22 protein-coding genes and 2 pseudogenes are annotated in these 22,010 nt (G+C 39.9%); 4 read left to right on the forward strand and 20 right to left on the reverse strand.

What is annotated here, in order from left to right; genetic code table 11:
- Positions 1-14 precede the first annotated feature (14 nt).
- From floA to AC5WOE_RS00315, 5 genes are all read right to left on the reverse strand, one after another.
- Positions 15-998: a flotillin-like protein FloA gene (floA, locus tag AC5WOE_RS00295; protein ID WP_496048011.1), complete on the reverse strand. Its 984-nt coding sequence runs from the start codon at positions 996-998 to the stop codon at positions 15-17.
- Positions 999-1,050: 52 nt separating this feature from the next.
- Positions 1,051-1,731 (reverse strand): NfeD family protein, encoded by a 681-nt coding sequence (locus tag AC5WOE_RS00300; RefSeq protein ID WP_496048012.1) that lies wholly within the window; start codon positions 1,729-1,731, stop codon positions 1,051-1,053.
- Positions 1,732-1,785: 54 nt separating this feature from the next.
- On the reverse strand, positions 1,786-2,229 hold the full coding sequence (locus AC5WOE_RS00305) for a GatB/YqeY domain-containing protein (RefSeq protein ID WP_496048013.1): 444 nt from the start codon (positions 2,227-2,229) through the stop codon (positions 1,786-1,788).
- A gap of 14 nt (positions 2,230-2,243) precedes the next feature.
- Complete coding sequence (rpsU, locus tag AC5WOE_RS00310; RefSeq protein ID WP_240873640.1) at positions 2,244-2,423, reverse strand: 30S ribosomal protein S21; 180 nt, start codon at positions 2,421-2,423, stop codon at positions 2,244-2,246.
- 171 nt (positions 2,424-2,594) lie between these two features.
- Positions 2,595-2,936: a histidine triad nucleotide-binding protein gene (locus AC5WOE_RS00315; protein ID WP_496048014.1), complete on the reverse strand. Its 342-nt coding sequence runs from the start codon at positions 2,934-2,936 to the stop codon at positions 2,595-2,597.
- Positions 2,937-3,012: 76 nt separating this feature from the next.
- On the opposite strand from AC5WOE_RS00315, the gene AC5WOE_RS00320 reads away from it, so the two are divergent.
- The 4 genes and pseudogenes from AC5WOE_RS00320 (at position 3,013) to AC5WOE_RS00335 (ending at position 5,951) form a co-directional block, all read left to right on the forward strand.
- Positions 3,013-3,303, forward strand: a complete 291-nt coding sequence (locus tag AC5WOE_RS00320; RefSeq protein ID WP_496048015.1) for a hypothetical protein — start codon at positions 3,013-3,015, stop codon at positions 3,301-3,303.
- Positions 3,304-3,400: 97 nt separating this feature from the next.
- On the forward strand, positions 3,401-4,312 hold the full coding sequence (locus tag AC5WOE_RS00325) for a Na/Pi cotransporter family protein (RefSeq protein ID WP_496048016.1): 912 nt from the start codon (positions 3,401-3,403) through the stop codon (positions 4,310-4,312).
- Positions 4,313-4,437: 125 nt separating this feature from the next.
- Positions 4,438-5,043, forward strand: coding sequence for a type IV toxin-antitoxin system AbiEi family antitoxin domain-containing protein (locus AC5WOE_RS00330; protein WP_496048017.1), 606 nt, complete (start codon positions 4,438-4,440; stop codon positions 5,041-5,043).
- Positions 5,044-5,132: 89 nt separating this feature from the next.
- Positions 5,133-5,951 (forward strand): annotated as a pseudogene (locus tag AC5WOE_RS00335) (nucleotidyl transferase AbiEii/AbiGii toxin family protein).
- 54 nt (positions 5,952-6,005) lie between these two features.
- Here AC5WOE_RS00335 and AC5WOE_RS00340 read toward each other — a convergent pair.
- From AC5WOE_RS00340 to spoIIP, 15 genes and pseudogenes are all read right to left on the reverse strand, one after another.
- On the reverse strand, positions 6,006-6,443 hold the full coding sequence (locus AC5WOE_RS00340) for an NUDIX hydrolase (protein WP_496048018.1): 438 nt from the start codon (positions 6,441-6,443) through the stop codon (positions 6,006-6,008).
- Positions 6,444-6,476: 33 nt separating this feature from the next.
- Entirely contained in the window at positions 6,477-6,611 is a 135-nt protein-coding gene (locus AC5WOE_RS00345; protein ID WP_496048019.1) for a hypothetical protein, read from the reverse strand.
- Positions 6,612-6,705: 94 nt separating this feature from the next.
- A complete protein-coding gene (gene mtaB / locus AC5WOE_RS00350; RefSeq protein WP_496048020.1) occupies positions 6,706-8,043 on the reverse strand; it encodes a tRNA (N(6)-L-threonylcarbamoyladenosine(37)-C(2))-methylthiotransferase MtaB in 1,338 nt (445 codons plus the stop codon).
- Between the two features lie 2 nt (positions 8,044-8,045).
- The gene (locus tag AC5WOE_RS00355; protein ID WP_496048021.1) at positions 8,046-8,783 is read right to left on the reverse strand and encodes a 16S rRNA (uracil(1498)-N(3))-methyltransferase; all 738 of its coding nucleotides are present in this window, start codon (positions 8,781-8,783) and stop codon (positions 8,046-8,048) included.
- Positions 8,784-8,801: 18 nt separating this feature from the next.
- Positions 8,802-9,734, reverse strand: coding sequence for a 50S ribosomal protein L11 methyltransferase (prmA, locus tag AC5WOE_RS00360; protein WP_496048022.1), 933 nt, complete (start codon positions 9,732-9,734; stop codon positions 8,802-8,804).
- 65 nt (positions 9,735-9,799) lie between these two features.
- Positions 9,800-10,913: pseudogene (dnaJ, locus tag AC5WOE_RS00365) on the reverse strand (molecular chaperone DnaJ).
- A gap of 90 nt (positions 10,914-11,003) precedes the next feature.
- A complete protein-coding gene (gene dnaK / locus AC5WOE_RS00370; protein WP_496048024.1) occupies positions 11,004-12,830 on the reverse strand; it encodes a molecular chaperone DnaK in 1,827 nt (608 codons plus the stop codon).
- Positions 12,831-12,956: 126 nt separating this feature from the next.
- Positions 12,957-13,523: a nucleotide exchange factor GrpE gene (gene grpE / locus AC5WOE_RS00375; protein ID WP_496048025.1), complete on the reverse strand. Its 567-nt coding sequence runs from the start codon at positions 13,521-13,523 to the stop codon at positions 12,957-12,959.
- 12 nt (positions 13,524-13,535) lie between these two features.
- A complete protein-coding gene (locus tag AC5WOE_RS00380; protein WP_496048026.1) occupies positions 13,536-15,071 on the reverse strand; it encodes a TCP-1/cpn60 chaperonin family protein in 1,536 nt (511 codons plus the stop codon).
- A gap of 111 nt (positions 15,072-15,182) precedes the next feature.
- Positions 15,183-16,193 carry a heat-inducible transcriptional repressor HrcA gene (gene hrcA, locus AC5WOE_RS00385; RefSeq protein WP_496048027.1) on the reverse strand — a complete coding sequence of 337 codons (1,011 nt, stop codon included), beginning with the start codon at positions 16,191-16,193 and terminating at the stop codon, positions 15,183-15,185.
- Positions 16,194-16,362: 169 nt separating this feature from the next.
- Positions 16,363-17,505 carry a radical SAM family heme chaperone HemW gene (gene hemW / locus AC5WOE_RS00390; RefSeq protein ID WP_496051620.1) on the reverse strand — a complete coding sequence of 381 codons (1,143 nt, stop codon included), beginning with the start codon at positions 17,503-17,505 and terminating at the stop codon, positions 16,363-16,365.
- The gene (gene lepA, locus AC5WOE_RS00395; protein WP_496048029.1) at positions 17,506-19,311 is read right to left on the reverse strand and encodes a translation elongation factor 4; all 1,806 of its coding nucleotides are present in this window, start codon (positions 19,309-19,311) and stop codon (positions 17,506-17,508) included.
- A gap of 149 nt (positions 19,312-19,460) precedes the next feature.
- Complete coding sequence (locus tag AC5WOE_RS00400) at positions 19,461-20,186, reverse strand: L,D-transpeptidase family protein (RefSeq protein WP_496051621.1); 726 nt, start codon at positions 20,184-20,186, stop codon at positions 19,461-19,463.
- 166 nt (positions 20,187-20,352) lie between these two features.
- Positions 20,353-20,688: a DUF3679 domain-containing protein gene (locus AC5WOE_RS00405; protein WP_496048031.1), complete on the reverse strand. Its 336-nt coding sequence runs from the start codon at positions 20,686-20,688 to the stop codon at positions 20,353-20,355.
- 14 nt (positions 20,689-20,702) lie between these two features.
- On the reverse strand, positions 20,703-21,833 hold the full coding sequence (spoIIP, locus tag AC5WOE_RS00410; RefSeq protein WP_496048032.1) for a stage II sporulation protein P: 1,131 nt from the start codon (positions 21,831-21,833) through the stop codon (positions 20,703-20,705).
- Positions 21,834-22,010: the final 177 nt, after the last annotated feature.

A 22,010-nucleotide genomic window follows, 5' to 3' on the forward strand; every position in this document is an offset into this window, starting at 1 on the left:
ATTTCGTTAAGAGATTACTCTGTATCATCTTCGCCCGTATCCCCTATGGTACGACGCATTTTGGTATCCGCATCTATGTTTTGAAGTTGGTAGTAGTCAAGCACTCCCATCTTCCCAGAGCGCAATGCTTCTGCAAGTGCTTTTGGCACCTCTGCTTCTGATTCTACAACTTTGGCACGCATCTCTACTACATGTGCACGCATTTCTTGTTCTTGGGCTACAGCCATTGCACGGCGTTCTTCTGCTTTTGCTTGAGCAATCCTTTTATCTGCTTCTGCTTGATCTGTTTGCAGTTCTGCACCAATATTTTTACCAATATCTATATCTGCAATATCAATCGAGAGGATTTCGAAAGCGGTTCCAGCATCGAGACCTTTGGAAAGAACCGTGTTGGAGATACTGTCTGGATTTTCAAGTACCGCTTTGTGACTAGCGGAAGAACCAATTGTGGTAACGATTCCTTCTCCTACACGTGCAATAATCGTTTCTTCTCCAGCACCACCAACAAGACGTTCAATGTTTGCTCTTACGGTTACACGAGCAATAACTTTTAATTCAATCCCATCTTTGGCTACAGCTGAAACGACTGGAGTTTCAATAACACGAGGATTTACGCTCATTTGGACTGCTTGTAATACATCACGTCCTGCCAGATCAATCGCCGCTGCACGTTCAAATACCAAATCGATATCAGCACGGTGTGCAGCTATAAGAGCATCTACTACTCTGTCAACATTACCACCGGCTAAAAAGTGTGTTTCTAACTGCTGAATGTTTACACCAAGACCAGCTTTATGTGCTTTAATTAATGGATTGACAATTCGAGCAGGAGTAATTCGGCGAAGACGCATACCGATCAGTGTGGTCAAACCGACATAAACTCCTGATGCCATTGCACTAATCCAAAGCATTACCGGAACAAATGAGAACAAGATAGACAAAACAATAATCGCTAAAACAACAATAACAATAGGACCTAACAAACTAGTATCATCCACTAAAATTCTCCTAACATGATATGATATGGATATATCCCTAATAATAACCTAATTATTCTATCTCTTCATCCACTATTTTTACAACTACTCGAGTTCCTTCTACATTTGTGACAATAATCACCGCATCTTTTGGGATAAGCTCTCCCTCACTTACCACATCTTCTTTTTGACCTTCGATCATGGCCCATCCAGCTGGCCTCAGTGCGGACAGTGCCACACCTTTTTTCCCAATCAAATATTTACGATTTTTGGAAGAAGTATAACCTTCTTCATTATTTTGCTGACTCGAAAGAATAATTTTGCGCCATGTAGTACGAAACCCAAAAAATTTGTAAAGAATCCAAATGAACAAGACAGTAGCAACGATTCCAATAGCCAAAGCACTGAGTCCTACGGCCACACTTTTTGCAGCTGTTACTACAGAATAAAAGAGAGCGATAGTACCCAATGTTCCGAAAATACCTCCAGGTACAAGCATCTCAATTATGAGTAATATTAATCCAACTACGAATATAATAGGTGCACTCAATTCAGCTATCCCTGCTGCAAATTGCCCATAAAAGTACAGCACAAAAGCTCCAATGCCGATTACACCGGGAATAATATGTCCAGGAGCTAGTAATTCTACAAAAATGCCCGCTAAACCAATCGTTAGAAGAATAGCCATGATAGCAGGATGTGTAACGATATCCCAGCTAGTCGAAGCTGCAAGCAGAGTGGTTCCAAGGGTCATATCTTCTATCCCCTTTCTTGATGTTGAAAAAAAGACAGCGCAAAAAACACGCTGTCATCCGAGTAACTGCTGGACCAACTGATTTACTTTCTTGCCGTCCGCACGCCCTTTTGTAAGCGGCACAACAACACTCATCACCTTGCCCATTTCTTTTTTCGAAGAAGCACCTGTATCAGCAATTGCCTTTTTCACAATTTCAAGAAGTTCTTCTTCGGTTAATTGCGCAGGAAGATACGCAGACAAAATTTCAATCTCACGTTTTTCCTTTGAAGCAAGATCTTCACGACCTGCTTTTTCATATTCTTGCAGAGAGTCCTTGCGTTGCTTGATCTCGCGTACAAGTACCTCTAATACTTGATCTTCACTTAGTCCGCTTCGATTATCGATCTCCACCTTTTTAATGGAGGCACGAACCATGCGAATGGTAGACAATGTTTCTTTGTCTTTTTGTTTCATCGCAGCTTTCATATCTTGATCCAACTGCTGGATTAAGCTCACAGATCGGACACCTCTTATCTACGCTTTTTATTGCGTGCTGCTGCTTCCGCTTTCTTTTTCCGTTTCACACTGGGTTTGTCATAACGCTCGCGCTTTCTAGCCTCCGATAAAACCCCATCTTTTGAGATGGAACGTTTGAAACGACGTAAAGCAGTATCGAGTGATTCATTTTTTCTCACACGTGTTTCAACCATGCTTCTCCCTCCCTCCAAGGGCAAACAAAAGCCACTAGAGTAAGCAGATAGCGGCCTGATCCAATATAAAGGAGGTCAGCATCCACGACACCTGCAATAACCTTGTAAAATTTTGAACACAAAAGGTCATTCTCCATTATAAATCATCAAATGAGGCGATGTCAAAGCTTCTTAACCTGGAGGCCAAGTCAGTTGACGTCCACCTACCAGATGAAAATGAATATGAGGCACCGTTTGTTGCCCAAACACTCCTATGTTGTTGACGACACGGAAACCTTCGTTATCCATACCCAACTGTCCAGCTACTTTTTGGATACCGAGTATTAAGTTACCCATCAGTTGTTTATCTTCTTCTTTTACATCCATCATGGAAGGTATATGCTTTTTTGGAATGAGTAAGACATGAGTAGGTGCAGCAGGCTGAATATCATAAAAGGCATATAAATCTTCATCTTCATATACTTTTTTTGATGGAATTTCTCCCGATATAATTTTACAAAAAATACAGTCCATTGTAACCTCCACTATTCACCTTTGCATCTTATCAGCATACACTATAACACGATTTTAACAAAGGGGAGAGTTCATTTTGGCGAAAAAATATACAGTTAGTGAAGCTGCGTTACGGAGATTAGTCAAACAATTGGTGACAGAGGAAGTAGAAAAAAAGTGGAATCAACCTAACGGACCTTTTATCGATGAATTTCAAGAAGACCCTTGGTTTTATCTAGGAGAACCAACACCAGCAGGTGACCAAAAAAATACTCGCTCCAAACAACAAGCACCATCTGAACACCCAGAATGGCAAGATACATTTTATCCTGAGCTTGGTGAGATAGATGCCCCCCCTTTTTTAAACAGGCAGCCCAAAAAGAAATAACTCCTCTTTTCTAGTGATTCCTAACAAGGAATCGCTTTTTTATTATCTAGCATGTGCATGTCCTCTTCCCCATATGATGTAAGGAGGAGGAAGGATTATGGCAGCTATTTTACTACCCTTTTGTGGGGGACTTATTATCTTTTTATATGGAATGAAAATGATGCGAAATGGTCTTGAAAGCCTAGCAGAAAAACATCTCCAAAACATATTGTTACGCTTTACCAAAACACCTTGGCGGGGGATGGTATGCGGAACAATCTTAACCGCATTACTGCAAAGCAGTACAGCAGTGACAGTCTTCACTATTGGTTTAGTTGATACAGGACTGCTAACTTTTGCTCAATCATTAGGCATCATCCTTGGCACCAACATCGGAACCACGATTACTACACAATTATTGGCATTAAAATTAGATGATTTTTCCTGGCCTTTAGTCGTTATTGGACTTATTTTGATTGTAATGAAACAGCGCACGGGATCAATATGGTTTGGACTTGGGCTTATTTTTGCCGGAGTAAAATACATGCAAGGTGTTGCCACTCCTTTAGAGCAAGCTGGATATATCGATTGGCTGATGTCAAGTACTGATTATCCCATTTTGATGGGATTTCTTACAGGTATGGTGATCACTGCACTCATCCACAGCAGTAGTGCTATGGTAGCCATCACAATGGGTTTTTATGCCTCTTCCGTCATTACGCTGCCTTTTGCTATTGCTGTCGTAATCGGAAGCAATGTGGGTACATGTGCGACTGGTTTGATCGCAGCACTCCAAACCAAACCATCCGCCAAAAGAGTTGCGATTGCACATCTTGTACTAAATGTTAGTGGAGCACTCTTATTCCTCCCACTCATCCCTCTTCTCCTAGATGTAGTCTCTCAATTTTCGAGCAATCCTTCGATTCAAGTCGCACATACCCAAACGATCTACAACATCGTCTGCTCATTGTTAGTGCTTCCTGTATGTGCTGGATTTGCTAAGTTGGTGGAGTGGATGGTGCCTAGCTAGATGGGAAACTAAAGATTAGAGAGAATCACTGAATGATTACTTGATATATTGGAATAATCTTGCTATTATACTAACAAAACGTATGCAGTTAAAATTAAGTGCATACGTGTAAAGAGGGAATTAATTTGAGAAATGATAAAGAAAAGATAGTAGAACAAATATTAGAAATTAAGGAACCTTTTATTTCAGCAAAAAGCTTAAAAAGTCAAGGATTTAATACTTATGATATTCATACATTGCTTAAAGATGGACGATTGGAAAGAATAAAACGCGGGCTTTATAAATGGACACAGATCGAACAAGAGTATAATGAAATCGCTGACGTTATGGGAATAATACCAGAAAGTGTACTTTTCCTCTTTTCAGCCCTTAGTTATCATGAACTAACCACTTACATCCCGAAAGAACATACAGTAGCTATTCCACGCACCATGCGTAAACCAATCATACCAAGTTATCCTCCAATAAAAATATTCCATTTATCAAAATATCGATTTGAAACAGGTATCATGGAGACGATGATCGGTAATTGCACCATAAAAATATACGATTTGGAAAAAACAGTATGCGATACTATCATTTATCGGAACAAGATTGGTATGGATATCGTCAAAGAGATGATAGAAAGATATATAATCAATCCTGAAAAAAACTTGCAAAGACTTATAGAATATGCTAAAAAATTAAGAATCTACAAAATGGTAAAAACTTACTTGGAGGTACTTATATGATCAAAGACATGTCTAGTTCAATCAGAGCTAGATTGTTAAACTTGGCCAAACAGCAAGGTAGGTCATTTGATGAAATTTTAACAATGTATATGCTTGAACGTTTACTCTATCGCTTATCTTGTTCCCGTTTTAAGAAAAACTTTGTTTTAAAAGGCGGGCTTCTGTTGTGTGTAATTTTTAATGACCCACACAGAACAACAAAAGATGTAGACTTTTTGGCAAAGTTACTTGCTTCACAACTTGAAGAGATTGGGGAAATATTCAGAGAGATATGTCAAACTGAAGAAGATGATGGTATTTTATATGTAACAGACACCATTAAAACAATACGCATTAAAGAAGGAGCCGACTATGAAGGTGTACGTGTCTTAATTGAGTGTCGTCTAGGCCAAGCGATAAAAAAACTACAGATTGATATCGGATTTGGTGACGTAATTGTACCAAAACCTAAACTTATGCAATACCCTACTTTATTGGATATGGATTATGCCCAAATGTTTGTATACTCCTAAGAATCAGTTATTGCTGAAAAATTTGAAACGATGATTAAACTCGCTAAGTTGAACAGTCGAATGAAAGATTTCTATGATATCTATCTACTAACAAAACAATTTCCCTTTGATGGTAGAATAGTATATGAAGCCATTTTTGAAACCTTTCAAAGGAGAGGTACTTTATATGAACGTAAGCCGGACATATTTTCCGAAGAATTTGTCATTTCTGATGATAAACAAAAACAATGGGCAGCGTTTTTAAAAAGAACCACCAAAATATCTATCTCGTTCGAACAAGTTATGAAACAAATAAAAATTTTTCTGTTACCGATTTATGAAGCAATACTCAATGAAAAAGAATTTTTTGGCAAATGGAATAACGAAGAGATAAAATGGACAAGCAATATCGGATAAATGTGTAAAAGTTCTATTATCGATCATCAGGTTGATGCTACCTGATGTGATTTGTTAATCATTTTTATACATTCCCATTAAATACTGGATTGCTTTTTCCAATATAGAATGATTGTTTTCATAACCATTTACTTGATGAAGTTCTCTTGCTTCTTCAATCGAATACCAAGCCACTTCGTTTATTTCTTCTAGTTGAGGGCTAATACTATCTTCATCCGTTTGAACTACATAATAGGTCACTTCTTTTTCTACTTCCCCATGCTCAGAATGCATAAAAGTATAGGAGATAGTGTCTATTTTCGCGACAATTTTACCGACAACTCCTGTCTCCTCTTCAATCTCGCGAACAGCTGTTTGTTCGATCGTCTCCCCTGCTTCTTGATGTCCTTTAGGTAAAGTTATCTTGCCAAAACGATCTTGGATAAGTAAGAGTTGAATTGCTTCCCCTACTTTCCGAAACACGACTCCACCTGCTGATATTTCTTTACGCAAATTAAACCCTCCTATTTTATTGTAATGCAAGTATCATTTATCCCGTAATGCTTTAAATGCTTTATCATAACGTTGAAAAGCCCATTCGGCGATTTTTAGACACCCTTCATCAAGCTCACTTTTATGTAATTCAATGATTACTTTTTTATCATTGATTATAAGTGTCACACCACCGTCCGAAAATAATGGATGCTTTATAGATACGTAACCCCACTAAAAGAAATTCTAGTGGGGTTACGTGTTACATAAAGCTGTCTTAGTTTTAAGAACACAATTGTTTCTCATCCAACACCCTAACAAAAGAGCCCTTATTCATTTCTGCTCCTACTTCATCGATTTTCACCCGACATACTTTCCCAATCATGTCCTCCGTTGCAGGGAAAGCCACAGGAAGATAATTATCCGTATAACCAGTATACAAACCCCTACCCGGTTCTTCTTTGTAGGCTCTTTCCGGGATCACTTCTAATACTTCCCCAACATACTTGCTGGCATATGTGGTAGTTAGTTTATTCGATAAAGCAATCAGTCGGCTGACGCGTTCGGTTTTCACCTCATCGGCTACTTGATCAAGCATCCTAGCAGCAGGGGTTCCCGTACGTTTGGAATATGGGAATACATGCATTTGATACATCCCTAACTCTTCTACAAAGCGATAACCATTTAAAAATTGTTCTTCGGTTTCTCCTGGAAATCCCACGATCATATCAGTGGTGATCGCTACACCAGGGAGGGCATCATGCAATTTTAAGATGGTTTCCCGATATTCTTCGACGGTATATTTGCGACGCATTCTTTTTAATACTTCATTGTCACCAGCTTGGAGAGGGATATGAAGGTGACGGCACATTTTATCCGATGAATTTAATACATCAATCAGACGGCCATCTACTTGGCTTGCTTCTATAGAGCTGATTCGAATCCGGTGCAAATCTGGGATTTTATCAAGGTCAATCAAAAGATCAGCTAGTTGATAGTTTTCCAAATCATCCCCATAACCACCTGTGTGAATTCCTGTGAGCACAATTTCTTTATAACCAGCAGCAACTAATTGGCGCGCTTGAGCCAATACATTTTCCGGCTTGCGACTACGGGAAAGTCCTTTTGCCCACGGAATAATGCAGAAGGTACAGAAGTTGTTACAACCTTCTTGGATTTTTAGTGATGCCCGAGTGCGATCTGCAAATGCAGGAACATCGAATTCTTCGTATTCGCGCTGTTTCATGATATTGCCAACAGCATTGATAGGCTGCCGCTCTGTGCGATATTGCTCCACATATTCGATGAGTTTATCTCTTCCTTGTGTCCCTACCACAATATCTACACCAGGAATTGCAGCGACTTCGCTTGGAGACGTTTGTGCGTAACATCCAGTAACGGCAATAACAGCATCTGGATTTTTCCTAATCGCTCTACGAATCACTTGACGACTTTTTTTATCACCTGTATTGGTAACCGTACATGTATTGATCAGGTAAACATCTGCTTTGGTATCAAACTCTACTCTTTCGTATCCCGCTTTTTGAAACAGTTGCCACATTGCTTCTGTTTCATATGCATTTACTTTACATCCCAATGTATGAAATGCGATTTTGCTCATTTTCAGTCACCCCCTAATTCGTTAAACATAAACATGAGACAGGCCAACAAACTAATCGCTGCTGTCTCCGTACGTAAGATACGATTTCCTAACGTGATCGGTTTTGCGCCATGTTCAACTGCTTCCCCAATCTCTTGCTCCGAAAATCCGCCTTCTGGTCCAATTATCATCAAAATGGATTTACTCTCTTGTATAAAAGGTACTGTTTGAAGTGCTAATCCACCCTTTTCATAGGCGATAATTGCTACATCATAATTTGAAATCTCCGACAAAAGTGCCTTCCAATTCAATGGAAGCTCAACAGATGGAATAATCCCGCGATGAGATTGCTCTGCTGCCTCTTTCACAATCTTAATCCAGCGATCTCGTTTTTTCGGTGCTTTGTTCCCTTCTAATTTTACAATGGTTCGAGTAGAGGAAAAAGGCAGAAATGCATTTGCTCCTAGTTCTGTAGCTTTTTGCAAAATCCATTCAAATTTTTCACCTTTTGGCAGTCCTTGTGCAAGGGTTACTTGAACGTTAGGTTCCCCTTCAGATTGCGAGCCTTCTATAACATGGCAAGTAACTGCTGATGGGCTGATCGACTCAATTTTCACCAAATAATCCATTCCCATCATACAGCAAATAAATGTATCTCCAACCTGACTTCGCATCACGGTACGAATGTGATGAACATCATCACCTGTTATATGAATTACTTCCCCGAACAATTGATCAGGAGTAATAAAGTATCTTTGCATGAAAAAACCCTCACCAGCTTACCATTTTTTCGCTGCTACAGCTACCCAGTCTTCTTCGGTAATGATTTCTAGTACTGTTAAACCAACAGACTGCAAACCTTTCACGATGTCCTCTTGTTTGCTCTCTATAATTCCTGAACCAATAAAAACCCCTCCAGGTTCTAGGACTCTTGGTAGATCATACATCATTTTATGTAAGATTTCAGCTAGTATATTGGCAACGATTAGTTGTGCTGTCGTTCCTACACCTTGCAGTAGATTACCTGCCTTCACTACTATCCGTTTGGTATCATTTTGGGCACAATTTTCTTGTGCATTTTTCACTGCAACAGGATCTAAATCTAGGGCTAAAACTCTACCCGCGCCCAATTGTTCAGCTGCAATGCTGAGAATCCCACTTCCACATCCTACATCGATAACTTTATTGCCAGGATGAAGATATTTTTCCATCAATTGCAATGTCAATCTCGTAGTTGGATGTGTTCCTGTTCCAAATGCCATACCTGGGTCTAAATAAATGGGTAGTTCACCTGATTGGGTTTTGTATTCCTCCCACACCGGCACAATAACCAATCGATCAGACACACGTGTCGGTTTGTAGTAAGTTTTCCACGCATTTGCCCAATCTTCATCATCCACCCACTTTGTTTCAATTTTCCCCTCTCCAACATGTAAACCATATTCTTTTAATTCAAGTAAACATTCCTCCATTTGAGAAACCAGCTGATCTGTATTCTTTACTTCTGCAAAATAAGACTTAACAATTACCCCTGAATCAGGGTAATCCGTAGGATTTAAAGCGATGATCTCACCATATTCTCCCGGTTGTGTTCGATCGATGGTTGCCGATTCTTCAATGGAGACTCCCCCAGCTCCATTATCCTGTAATCTTTCTGTCAATGCTTCAACTGACTCTTCTTCTGTATATATCGCTAATTCTAACCATTTCATCGGAACATCCTCCTAAAAACATCCTAGAAAATGAAGTAAAAAGAAAACGGGCATCTAATCGCCCGTTACTCTCCTTTAAATGCTTTTTTCATTTTCGTAAAGAAATTATCGCTCTGCTCATGTATATATTCTCCAGAAAGTCGATTAAAATCGCGAAGCAGTTGCTTTTGTTCTTCTGTTAATTTCATAGGAGTGACTAGCTTTACTTGTACGCGAAGATCACCTTCGTATCCCACGTGCACGCGGTACTCCTTTACCTCTTAGACGGAATTCTGTTCCTGTCTGTGTTCCAGCTGGAACTTTCAACTTAGCCCTACCATCTAAAGTTGGTACAACAATCTCATCTCCAAGGGCAGCTTGCACAAAACTCAAAGGAATCTGGCAGGTTAAATCATAGCCATCTCTTGCAAAAAAGTCATGCTTTCTAACAAAAACAGTAACATATAAGTCCCCAGGCGGCCCGCCATTAACTCCAGGATTCCCTTCCCCTGTGATACGAATTTGTTCCCCGTCATAGATGCCTGCAGGAATGGTAACAGGAATCTTAAATTTCTTCTTGGTCTGTCCAGTACCGGCACAATTCACACATTTGTCGCGAATTACTTTCCCTTTCCCACGGCATTGCGCGCAATCATGGCGGTTTACAATACGTCCAAAAGGAGTATTTTGAATGGATTCTACATGCCCTTTTCCTTGGCAAGTCGAACATACTTCTGGTTTGCTTCCTGCCTTCGCTCCAGAACCATGACAAATATCGCATTCTGCCGCTTTCACCATGATGATATCTTTTTGAGCACCAAAAATAGCATCTTTGAATTCAATATGCATTCTAGCTTCTAAATCAGTTCCCTGTCTTGGTGCATTTGGGTTAGCACGTCTACCGCCACCAAAGAACATATCAAAAATATCACCAAAACCAAAGTCTTGGCCATTAAAACCAGCTCCGCCACCCATACCACTTGGGTCTGCATGACCAAACTGATCATATTGAGCTTTCTTTTGTGGATCGCCTAATACCTCATAAGCTTCTTTTACTTCTTTAAATTTGGCTTCGGCATCGGCTTCTTTGTTTACATCAGGATGATATTTGCGAGCAAGCCTTCGATAAGCTTTGCGGATTTCTTCTTCAGTAGATGTTCGAGAAACATCCAACACTTCGTAGTAATCACGTTTGCTCACAAGATCACCTCCTTCTCCCTAAAAATTAAAAATATATGGAGGAGGCCAGAGTCGGGCATCCTTCGACTATGGCCATGAGGATTGTGTGCATTAATTTTCTTCTTTGACATCTTCAAATTCGGCATCTACTACATTGCTGTCGTTCTTTTTCGCTTCTGGATTTTCTTGAGCAGCTGCTTCTTGCTGCATTTTTTCATACAACTTGACAGAAAGTTGTTGGACTTTTTGTTCCAGTTCTTCTGTTGCTGTTTTCAAAGCTTCTTCGTCAGTTTCTTGTAAAGCTTTTTGGACTTTTTCTTTTGCTGCATTTGCTGCTTCTACTTCACCTGCATCTACTTTATCTTCTAATTCTTTCACTGTTTTTTCAGTGGTGAATACAAGTTGTTCAGCTTTATTTCTCAGTTCGACAGATTCCTTTTTACGTTTATCTTCCTCAGCATTTTCTTCTGCATCGCGAATCATCTTCTCAATGTCAATATCGCTTAATCCACTGGAAGATTGGATGGTAATAGCCTGACTCTTATTAGTTGCTTTATCTTTTGCTGCAACATTAACGATACCATTTACATCAATATTAAATGTTACTTCAATTTGTGGAATACCACGAGGTGCCGGTGGAATGTCATGTAATTGGAAACGACCGAGCGTTTTATTGTCGTTTGCCATTGGCCGTTCTCCTTGAAGAACATGGATATCTACAGCAGTTTGATTATCAGCAGCGGTAGAAAAAATCTGTGTTCCATCTGTTGGAATGGCAGTATTACGCTCAATAATTTTGGTAAACACACCGCCCATTGTTTCAATACCGAGAGACAGAGGTGTAACGTCAACCAATACTACGTCTTTCACATCACCAGTAATAACTCCACCTTGAATAGCTGCACCCATTGCTACTACTTCATCTGGGTTAACACCTTTTGTAGGTTCTTTTCCAGTGAGGCGTTTGATCGCTTCTTGTACAGCTGGGATACGGGTAGAACCACCCACTAATACTACTTTGCTAATATCACTAGGTGATAATCCTGCATCACTCAAGGCTTGACGTGTAGGTATCATAGTGCGCTCAATGAGTTTTGCACTCAATTCTTCAAATTTCGCGCGTGTTAGTGTTATTTCTAGGTGTTTTGGTCCAAATTGATCCATGGTCAAGAAAGGAAGAGAAATGGTGGTATTCAATACACCAGACAAATCTTTTTTTGCTTTTTCAGCAGCATCTTTGAGGCGTTGAAGTGCCATTTTATCTTGAGATAAGTCGATACCGTTTTCCCGTTTAAATTCTTGAACCAAATAATCAATGATGACTTGGTCGAAGTCATCTCCACCCAGATGGTTATCTCCACTTGTAGAAATAACTTGGAAGAAATTATCTTCTAGTTCCAAAATTGAAACGTCAAAGGTACCACCACCGAGGTCGAAAACTAAAATCTTTTCTTCCCCCGTCTTTTCTAAACCATAAGCTAATGCAGCTGCAGTTGGTTCATTGATAATACGCATAACTTCAAGACCAGCAATTTTACCTGCATCTTTTGTAGCTTGGCGTTGGCTATCGTTAAAATAAGCAGGAACAGTGATGACAGCCTGAGTTACAGGTTCTCCTAAATAGCTCTCTGCATCTTGTTTTAATTTTTGGAGAATCATTGCAGAAATTTCTTGAGGAGTGTACTCTTTTTCTTCAACTTTCACTCTATAGTCTGTTCCAATATGTCTTTTTACTGACATCACTGTATTTTCTGGATTCGTAATAGCTTGACGTTTTGCAGCTTCTCCAACCAATCTTTCGTTTTGTTTAGAAAATCCAACGATTGAAGGAGTTGTTCTACCTCCTTCAGCATTAGGTATTACTGCTGCTTCTGAACCTTCCATGAATGCCACACAAGAGTTTGTAGTTCCTAAATCAATACCGATAATCTTACCCACTGCTTACACCCTCCTAAAAATTAATGCTATGTATATAATAGCTTAGTTGACAGAATAATTTATCTTAATTTAGAGAAGAAATTTGTCCATATAAAAACTTCCTGAAATTATGTAGAAAGATTACCCTTATGTACTCACTTTCACCATTGTTGGGCGAATTACCCGATCCCGGAAGCGATAACCAGATTGTAACTCCTCTATCACAATTCCAGACTCATGCTCACTTGATTCTACTTGCAAAACAGCATTATGTACATGCGGATCAAATGGAACACCAACTGCCTCCACCATACTTAGACCTGCATCAGACAAAGCCTGAAGCAACTGACGATAAACCATCTCTACTCCTTCGAGTAAACCTCTGTCCTCAGCTTTTATTTCTGCCGTATCTAGCGCTCTTTCAAAATTGTCTAGGACTGGCAGCAAAGACTCTACAAGAGGAACAGAAGCATACTTTACCGCATCCTCTTTTTGTTTCTGTGCTCGACGACGAGTATTCTCTAGATCAGCAACAGCCCTTGATAATTGATTCTTTGACTCAGCTAACTCACTTTCTAATTGTGCACTTTTCTCTTTCAACAATGCAAATTCATTTTGCAGTGAATCATTCTCATCTCGGGAAGGCTTAGAGGTATTTTCGTCAACATGTAATACGTTTTCCTCTGCATCTCCTACTTTTTGCTTTTCTTCCATACTAATCCCTCCTTATTCACCGCTTCTCATCTTCACAACGGTATGAATTCTAAGTACAGCAGTAGCAACTTCTCCTGCTGCTTTTAATGCATGATATTTCACCAGTAGAGGATCAACAACACCCATTTCAATCATATCTGAGATAGTACCACGATCACAATCAATTCCCAAAGAATCGGAATCACGTTTTACTTGGTAAGCTTTCACCATCTCAATCTTCTCTAGAGGGTTAAATCCAGCATTTGCGACGACTTGTGTCATAGGTCGCTCCAATGCCCCAGCTACCACAGCTACCCCAAATCTTTCCATACCTTGAATACTATCTCGAAAGCGCTCTACATCACGAGCAATAGAAAGTTCCAGTGCACCACCACCAGGTACAAAACCACCTTTTACAGCAGCCTGCACTGCGGAAGCTGCATCTTTGCATATCCGCTCCCGTTCTTCTACTACCTCATCAGTAGAAGCACTTACCAAAATGGTGGCATACGCTTTTCCTCGTCCCCCACTGATTAAAACACGCTCTAAAATTCCATCGTCCTCGATAATGGAAGCATACCCTAATACTGATTCTAGTTCTTCGACTGGTTTAAATAAAGTACTGCGTTTGATCGGTTTTGATAGTGTATGTTCAGATACACGATAAACTTCTTCTTGTGTGAGGTCGGAGACAACCATTACACCAGAGTCCGTAAGTATATCTTCTGCTAATGGGTCAATGTTTCCTGTGGTTAAAACTATTCCTACATTCAAATGAACCATATTTTCAATAGCTTTTAAAAATTGTTCACGAAAACGTTCATGTTTTTTAAATCCAGACTCTGTTCGGAGTGCTTCATCATCTACTGTATCAGCATAAAGAGAGTCAGCCAACAATAAAATTCTCGCATCTACTTTTGCCCGAGGCATTTGTGGATTTAATCGAGAACGATTAAGAAAAACACCCGTAAACACAGCGCTTTCTGCACGAGGATGAGCAACTACAGAACTAGATAATCGGAAATTTTTATCTACTAATTTCTCATGCCCGATTAGATGAGCAGCTTCTATTACAGATACTGTAATATCTTCGTTTTCTCGACTCGCTGTAAAAGCAATTCTCTGTAGCCACTCGTCATCAAGGTGTTGGATCTGACGAGCACGATCTTTCATTTTTTTTAGAGCAAAGCGAACACCCCGGTTGATGCCAGCAATAACCTTTACAACCGGAACACCTAATGTTACCTGTTTTACACCTTCACTTACAAGGGCTGCTGCAAGTAAAGTCGCTGTTGTTGTCCCATCACCCATTTCATCTTGTTGAGCACGTGCCACATTAACAATCATATGAGCAGCAGGATGTTCTACTTGCATACGATCTAGTATTGTCACTCCATCATTGGTAACAATTACTTCTCCTCGTTCCCCAACAAGCATGGTATCTAAACCTTTAGGTCCAAGAGTAGTCTCCACTGCAGATGCGACAGCTTTTACAGCATTTGCATTCGACTGGAGAGCAGATAAGCGTGGATCTACTCTATCTACATCAAAAAATTCACTTTCCGCCATTGAACCTTCTCTTCCTTTCTTTCATGGGGACCGAGGATACATCCTTTATTGTTTCTTGATGCATATAGTATTTTGGCTGCGCTTTACATCTCACGTTTTCGTAAGCTTCCTTCACTGCGCGGAGATTAACTTAGTAAAACCTTCAATAAGGGATATTACTTTACCATAGTCCATTCTTGTGGGACCTAACACACCTATTGTTCCAACAGGGTCCTCATCTACTTTAAAAGATGCAGTTATCACACTACATCCTTGAACACCATCAAGTGAGATTTCACTCCCAATTCGAACTTGTATTCCAGGTATCAGTGGCTCTAAAGGCTCCAAGAGTTGTAGAACTTGTTCATTCGCTTCCACCAAATCAAGCAACCCACGAACTTTATTGACATCGCGAAACTCAGGTTGTTCTAACATCCTTGTTGTCCCGCTTAAAAAAATCTGTTCGGGATGTTCAAACTCAAATAGTTGCTCAAGCATAGTAGGGATGAGTTGTGCAGGATACAGTAAGTGATGCAGATCATCATAAATTTGGCTAAAAGCCAGTTTATTCAATTTTGAAAGTGGCAGACCAATTACCCGGTAATTGAGCAGATTGACCAGTTCCTCGATCATGGATAAAGAAATAGCCTCAGGTATGAAGATTTGATGTTGCTCCACTTGCCCTTTGTCACTGACGATGACAGAAACTGCAAGATTGTCACTAATCGGCACAATAGATAAATGTTTCAAGTGCCCATCTACTAACTTAGGCCTTACAATCATTGCCATATAATTCGTAAGCTGCGAGAGTCTGGCTGAAACGCTTTGCATCTCCATCTCCAGTACATTTAGAGGATCTAGCATCCATACAGCTCGTCGGTTCTCGTCTCTTTGTACTTGAGAATGCAGCAAATGATCAACATAAGAACGATATCCCTTTTCTGAAGGAATACGTCCGGCAGATGTATGCGGTTGCTCCAAAAAACCCATCTCTTCTAAATCAGCCATTTCATTTCGCACAGTAGCAGGGCTAAATCCAACCCCTTCTTTTTTTGACACAGTACGTGAACCAACAGGTTCTGCTGATAGGATGTATTCATCAACGATTGCCCAGAGAATCTTTTTTTGCCGCTCAGTTAACATCTGCCTCCCTCCTAACTTGGTAGATAAGATGGCATAAATCTTATCTATGCCTCTGTCAGCGCCTTGTAAGGCAAGACACACGGCAAGTTTTCTCTATTAGCACTCGTTTATTCCGAGTGCTAAAATCTACTCTTAAAGTTATCAAACCACTGATTCCGTGTCAATGATATCAGTAGAGAAATTGGGCAAAAACATCATTCCCAAATAACAAACCTTGCTCGGTAAGTCGGAGAATATCATCTTCTATGGTAAGAAACTGTTTTTTTACTAATATTTCAATTGCTTCCTTAAAAACTTTATCAGCAGGTAATCCATATTGTTGTTCGAATTGCTTCAAACTAACTCCTGCTAATAGTCTTAGACCAAGAATAAAGTAATTTTCCATCTGTTCTTGGATGTCTATTTTATCCTGTTGTAAAATTGGGCGTTCTCCATTGGCTATACGCCCGATATATTCCGAAATGCCTTTTACATTTGCATGCCGAATATGATTTACGTAACCATGAGCACCAGCACCAAACCCATAATAGGCTTCATTTCTCCAGTAGGTGGAATTATGTTTGCTGGCTTTTCCTAGTTTGGAAAAATTACTAATTTCATATTGAATATATCCTTGTGAAAGCAAATAATCACGAATTAATTGATACATCGCATACTCTGCATCTTCTGTCGGCAACGGTAGCTGTCCGCGCTCTTCTAAATGATAAAATAGTGTTCCTTCTTCTACTTTTAAACTATAACAAGAGAAATGATCAGGAGATAATGCTACTGCACGTTCCAATGTATCCCTCACTTGTTCTACTGTTTGATTTGGTAAACCAAACATTAAATCAAGTGAAATATTCGTAAAACCTGCATACCTAGCATCTTTTACACTAGTCGCAATTTCGCTTACTCCATGTGATCTTCCAATGTCCTTTAACAAATGTGGCTCAAAGGTTTGTGCACCAAAACTTAAACGGTTCACTCCGCCTGCTCGCATAACCGAAAGTAACTCGCTGGAGGTCGTTCCTGGATTTGCTTCCATTGTATATTCGATAGTTGGGGACCAGTTTGGAAAGTAACAACGGATCATACGAAGTAACTTTTCCATCTGAACAGGAGTCAGGACGGTTGGAGTACCTCCTCCGATAAATATACTTTCCAACATGCCAAGGGGAGCATCTTTCACCGTCATCTCGATTTCTTTTTCCAAAGCATCGATATAATCATCCACTGGCTGTCCATCTACAACATAAGCGGTAAAATCACAATAATGACATTTCGTAGCGCAAAATGGGATGTGAATATAAACCGCTTTAGGGGAAAACACTTACTTCTCCTCCATCTTAAGAACAGCCATAAATGCTTCCTGCGGAACCTCTACGCTACCGACAGCTTTCATCCGCTTTTTACCTTCTTTTTGCTTTTCCAACAGTTTGCGCTTACGGCTTATATCCCCACCATAACACTTAGCCAGTACATTTTTGCGGATGGCGCTAATGTTCTCTCGTGCTACTACTTTGTTTCCGATTGCTGCTTGGATTGGTATTTCAAACATTTGTCTAGGGATCAGTTTTTTCAACTTTTCTACCAACAAACGGCCACGATGCTGGGCACGATTGCGGTGGACGATAAAGGAAAGGGCATCTACTACTTCTCCGTTTAATAAAACATCCATCTTCACCAGATCTGAAGTCTTATTACCGATTAACTCATAGTCAAAAGATGCATAACCTTTGGTACTTGATTTTAAGAGGTCAAAGAAATCATAGACAATCTCAGAAAGCGGTAAATCATACTGCAAATTCACACGATTGGTATCCAAATACTTCATGTCGATGTATTGACCACGTTTGTTTTGGCAGAGTTCCATAACGGTACCAACATAATCATTGGGCACCATAATGCCCGCTCGCACATATGGTTCTTCCACATGATCAATCTTTTGAACAGGAGGCATCAATGTTGGATTTTCTATTTGAAAAGAAGTACCATCCGTCATGTGGACTTGGTAAACAACACTTGGCGCTGTGGTGATGAGGGATATTTGAAACTCTCGTTCGATTCTTTCTTGGATGATCTCCATGTGAAGCAAGCCCAAAAAACCACATCGAAATCCAAATCCAAGCGCATTAGAGGTTTCTGGTTCATAGGCCAAAGATGCATCATTTAATTCCAATTTTTCCAATGCTTCTCGCAGGTCTTCGTATTGGGAAGAATCCACTGGATACAATCCACAAAATACCATCGGATTTGTTTTACGATAGCCCGGAAGTGGTTCAGCTGCTGGATTTGTAGCATCTGTTATCGTATCTCCAACACGAGTATCCTTTACATTTTTAATACTTGCTACCACAAAACCAACTTCCCCAACAGATAATTCATTCATGGAGACAGGATGTGGATTGTAAGCTCCTACTTCCAGTACTTCAAAAATTTTGCTTGTCGCCATCATTTTGATCTTCATGCCTTTGCGTATCGTTCCTTGAACAACCCGCATATAAACGATTACACCTTTGTAGGCATCATAAAAAGAATCAAAGATGAGCGCTTGTAGAGGAGCTTCAGCGTCTCCAGTAGGTGCTGGTACTTTTGCAACAATTTGCTCCAAGATATCTTCAATTCCGATACCCGCTTTTGCTGAAGCAAGGACAGCATCACTAGCATCCAAACCAATAACTTCTTCTACTTCTTCCTTTACGCGCTCTGGATCTGCACTTGGCAAATCAATCTTGTTGATGACTGGAATGATTTCTAGATCATTTTCCAATGCAAGGTATACATTCGCTAATGTTTGCGCCTCGACACCTTGTGCTGCATCTACAACGAGTAAAGCACCTTCACAAGCTTGCAAACTCCGTGATACTTCATATGAAAAATCAACATGGCCAGGTGTATCGATTAGATTCAATATGTACTCCTGCCCATCTTTTGCCCGATAAGGGAGACGTACTGACTGTAACTTAATGGTAATGCCGCGTTCTCTCTCTAAATCCATCTTATCTAAAAATTGATCTTGTTTCTCTCGCTCAGTGAGTGCCCCTGTAAAATCAAGGATTCGATCAGCTAACGTTGATTTTCCGTGGTCAATGTGTGCGATAATGGAAAAATTACGTATTTGCGATTGTTTATTCATCCGTTCTAATCCTCCCTGCTAGCCCATTAGCAGACTGCATTGTATCATTATAGCAGGCTGTAAGGAGAGCAAGCAATGGTATTAGATATTGTTTGTCCTGCAACAAACATAAAAAAACGCCACATTGCTGTGGGCGTTTTTCTTAAGTCCTATTTTACTACTGATTTGTGCACATAAGCATATGCACCGCTTTTTAGCTTGATTTTGTAGAAGTCTCCAACTACTCCAACTTTGTTGAGGACTGTTCCACGAGGTACTACTTGTAATACTTTTGCGTTAAGAGAAGCAGCAGCACGGATATTTGCAGCACTAACGGAAACCGTCAGTTTACCAGCAGGACTTGGGGTGGAAGTACGATGTTTTCCATGCCAGATACCATCGCTCTTACCAGTATGAATCCATACCAATGTACCAGTTCCTACTGTGTTGTAAAGTTCAATAATTTGGTTGTTATTCATTCGTACACAACCGTGTGATGCATGCGTTCCGATGGAAGATGGTTGGTTAGTCCCATGAATGCCATATGTCCGACCATTGTCACCACGAACTTGTAAACCAAGCCATCTTGGACCTAGTGGATTTTTGGGATCTCCTCCAGGAATACCTTTCCAACCGGGTTGGTTAATTTTAATGATAATTTCAAATGTTCCCTCAGGTGTTAACGCTTTGGTTTTCCCAGTTGCTACTCGGTATGTCTTAATTACCTTACCGTATTTGTTGTACAAATAAAGGTAATTGGTTGTCTTGTTGATTTCAATTTTGTAATCATCAGGACCACCAGCAGCGTAAGAAGTATTAGCTGATCCGAAGCCAGCCAAAACAGTTAAGACCAAAGCTAACGCAGTGAGAATACTGACCCACTTAGCAGCTTTCATCAAACCTCCCCCATCTCTCTTTGTAGAAGTAAAAAAGGTGCTACTTATTTTTATAATAAATGATCTACTGTTATCTGTATATACATTAGGAACTCGAAATAAAAAAAAAGTCGACTTTTTTTAGTCGACTTTTTAATAAAATTTTAACTCTTCGTTATTAAATTATTTATTTAGCCCATGCGAAAACAGTACTCAGCATCATTCTGGAATAATAGCGCATATTGGAACCAATTGCATTTCCAATATTAGATAGGACATTTTCACTCTGGGTGATTGTCTTTTGAACTTTTTGTACTTGAACAGCGTTGATTTTATTGGATTTTACTACTTGTCCGAGTACATTTAACTCCAATTTATCGCCTTTACTACTCAACTGCACTGCTCTTGGTGCGCCTTCGATACCTTGCATTTTTTGAATATTTTTTTCTGCTGAATCAATCCCGACAAATACCCCGATCAACAATACAAGGGCAAGGCTCATAATCTGGATAGAATATCGCATTTGCTTCATCCTTTCTATTTTTGAACCGGAATTGCATCTGAAATTCGTTCTCTTAACACTTTTGCCAATATATCTGTCGATCGATACACTTCTTGGAAATTATTATCAATTCCGCCTATTTCCACAAGAAAACTCCCTTTAGATAAGGACTGGTTATACTCCCCATTTGTCCCCATTGTCCTCGGCTTGATAAAGACACCTCTGACTAATCCAGGAGCAATCTTATTGATATCTTTGTACAAGGAACGAGCCAATTTTAGATTGTCTGTATAGTGCTTACTTGCTCCCCCCACAACAAAAGCAAGTCTAGCATACGTTTTTCCTTTAATCGTAATGGTGGTCTTTTTACGTCGCTGAGAGTCTCGATGGATGTCAATCAAATACGTTAAGTGATCGTACTCCTTTAATGCTTGAACTACTGTCTTGCGTGATGCATTATAAGCCCCTCGATATGGATATGGGAGATGTGATGCTACAGAACCTATCCCCATCTTCGCCAAATCTTCTGCGAGATGCTTGCCCACCAAGGTGATGTTTTTGTTGGCATCATTGGCTTTCATACCATTGGATTGATCCAGCTCCGGAATATAGGACTCCGAGAAATGCGAGTGATAGATAAACACCCTTTTTACTTTTGGACTTGTTACCGTAGTAGATGGCGGTTTCTGTTCTGACTGTTCTTGTTTCTTGATCTGATTCATCACTTGTTCTTCGAGATTTGCAGGCGGCGATGACTCAATAGGAACATCCGAAAAGGTTACATCTTTACTCGCTGTATCAATATCGGTATCAAATAGAGCAAACAAAGGAATTTCATTGCTCAAAAAAGTACGAGGATCTTGTGGATCAAAACTAGTCATCACTTCAAAAAAGAGGCGTGATACCATCTGTTCGCTTCCCGGACGGTGAATCATTTCCTGCAAATAAGGAATGTTATCACTCATGACTTGAAGTAGTGTCCTAGAAGTAATATTGGAAGTAACTTTACCCAATTGTGAGTTATGATTCGACTCGGTTTGAAAAACAAAAAAGACACCCAAGACCAAGAAAAGGTTTGCTGCACTCATCATAAAAATAACGAACATTCGCCGATATCTAGGATCTGATAGGTTATATGTCTCCATGCGAAAATGCGTCCGCCTCATCCTAACTCCCCCATCCGTGCACTTTCTTTTCTATCAATACCTATGAGAGAGTTTGAGAGAGTAGAACGAAAAAATAGAAGAGAAGAATAATAGCAACAATTTGGCTTTTATAAAGTTAGACGAATGAATAATGGGCTATTGATTAAGTTTATTTATTCTAGAGAATAATTGTCGTCA

This window comes from Shimazuella sp. NTD248 (assembly GCF_059510395.1).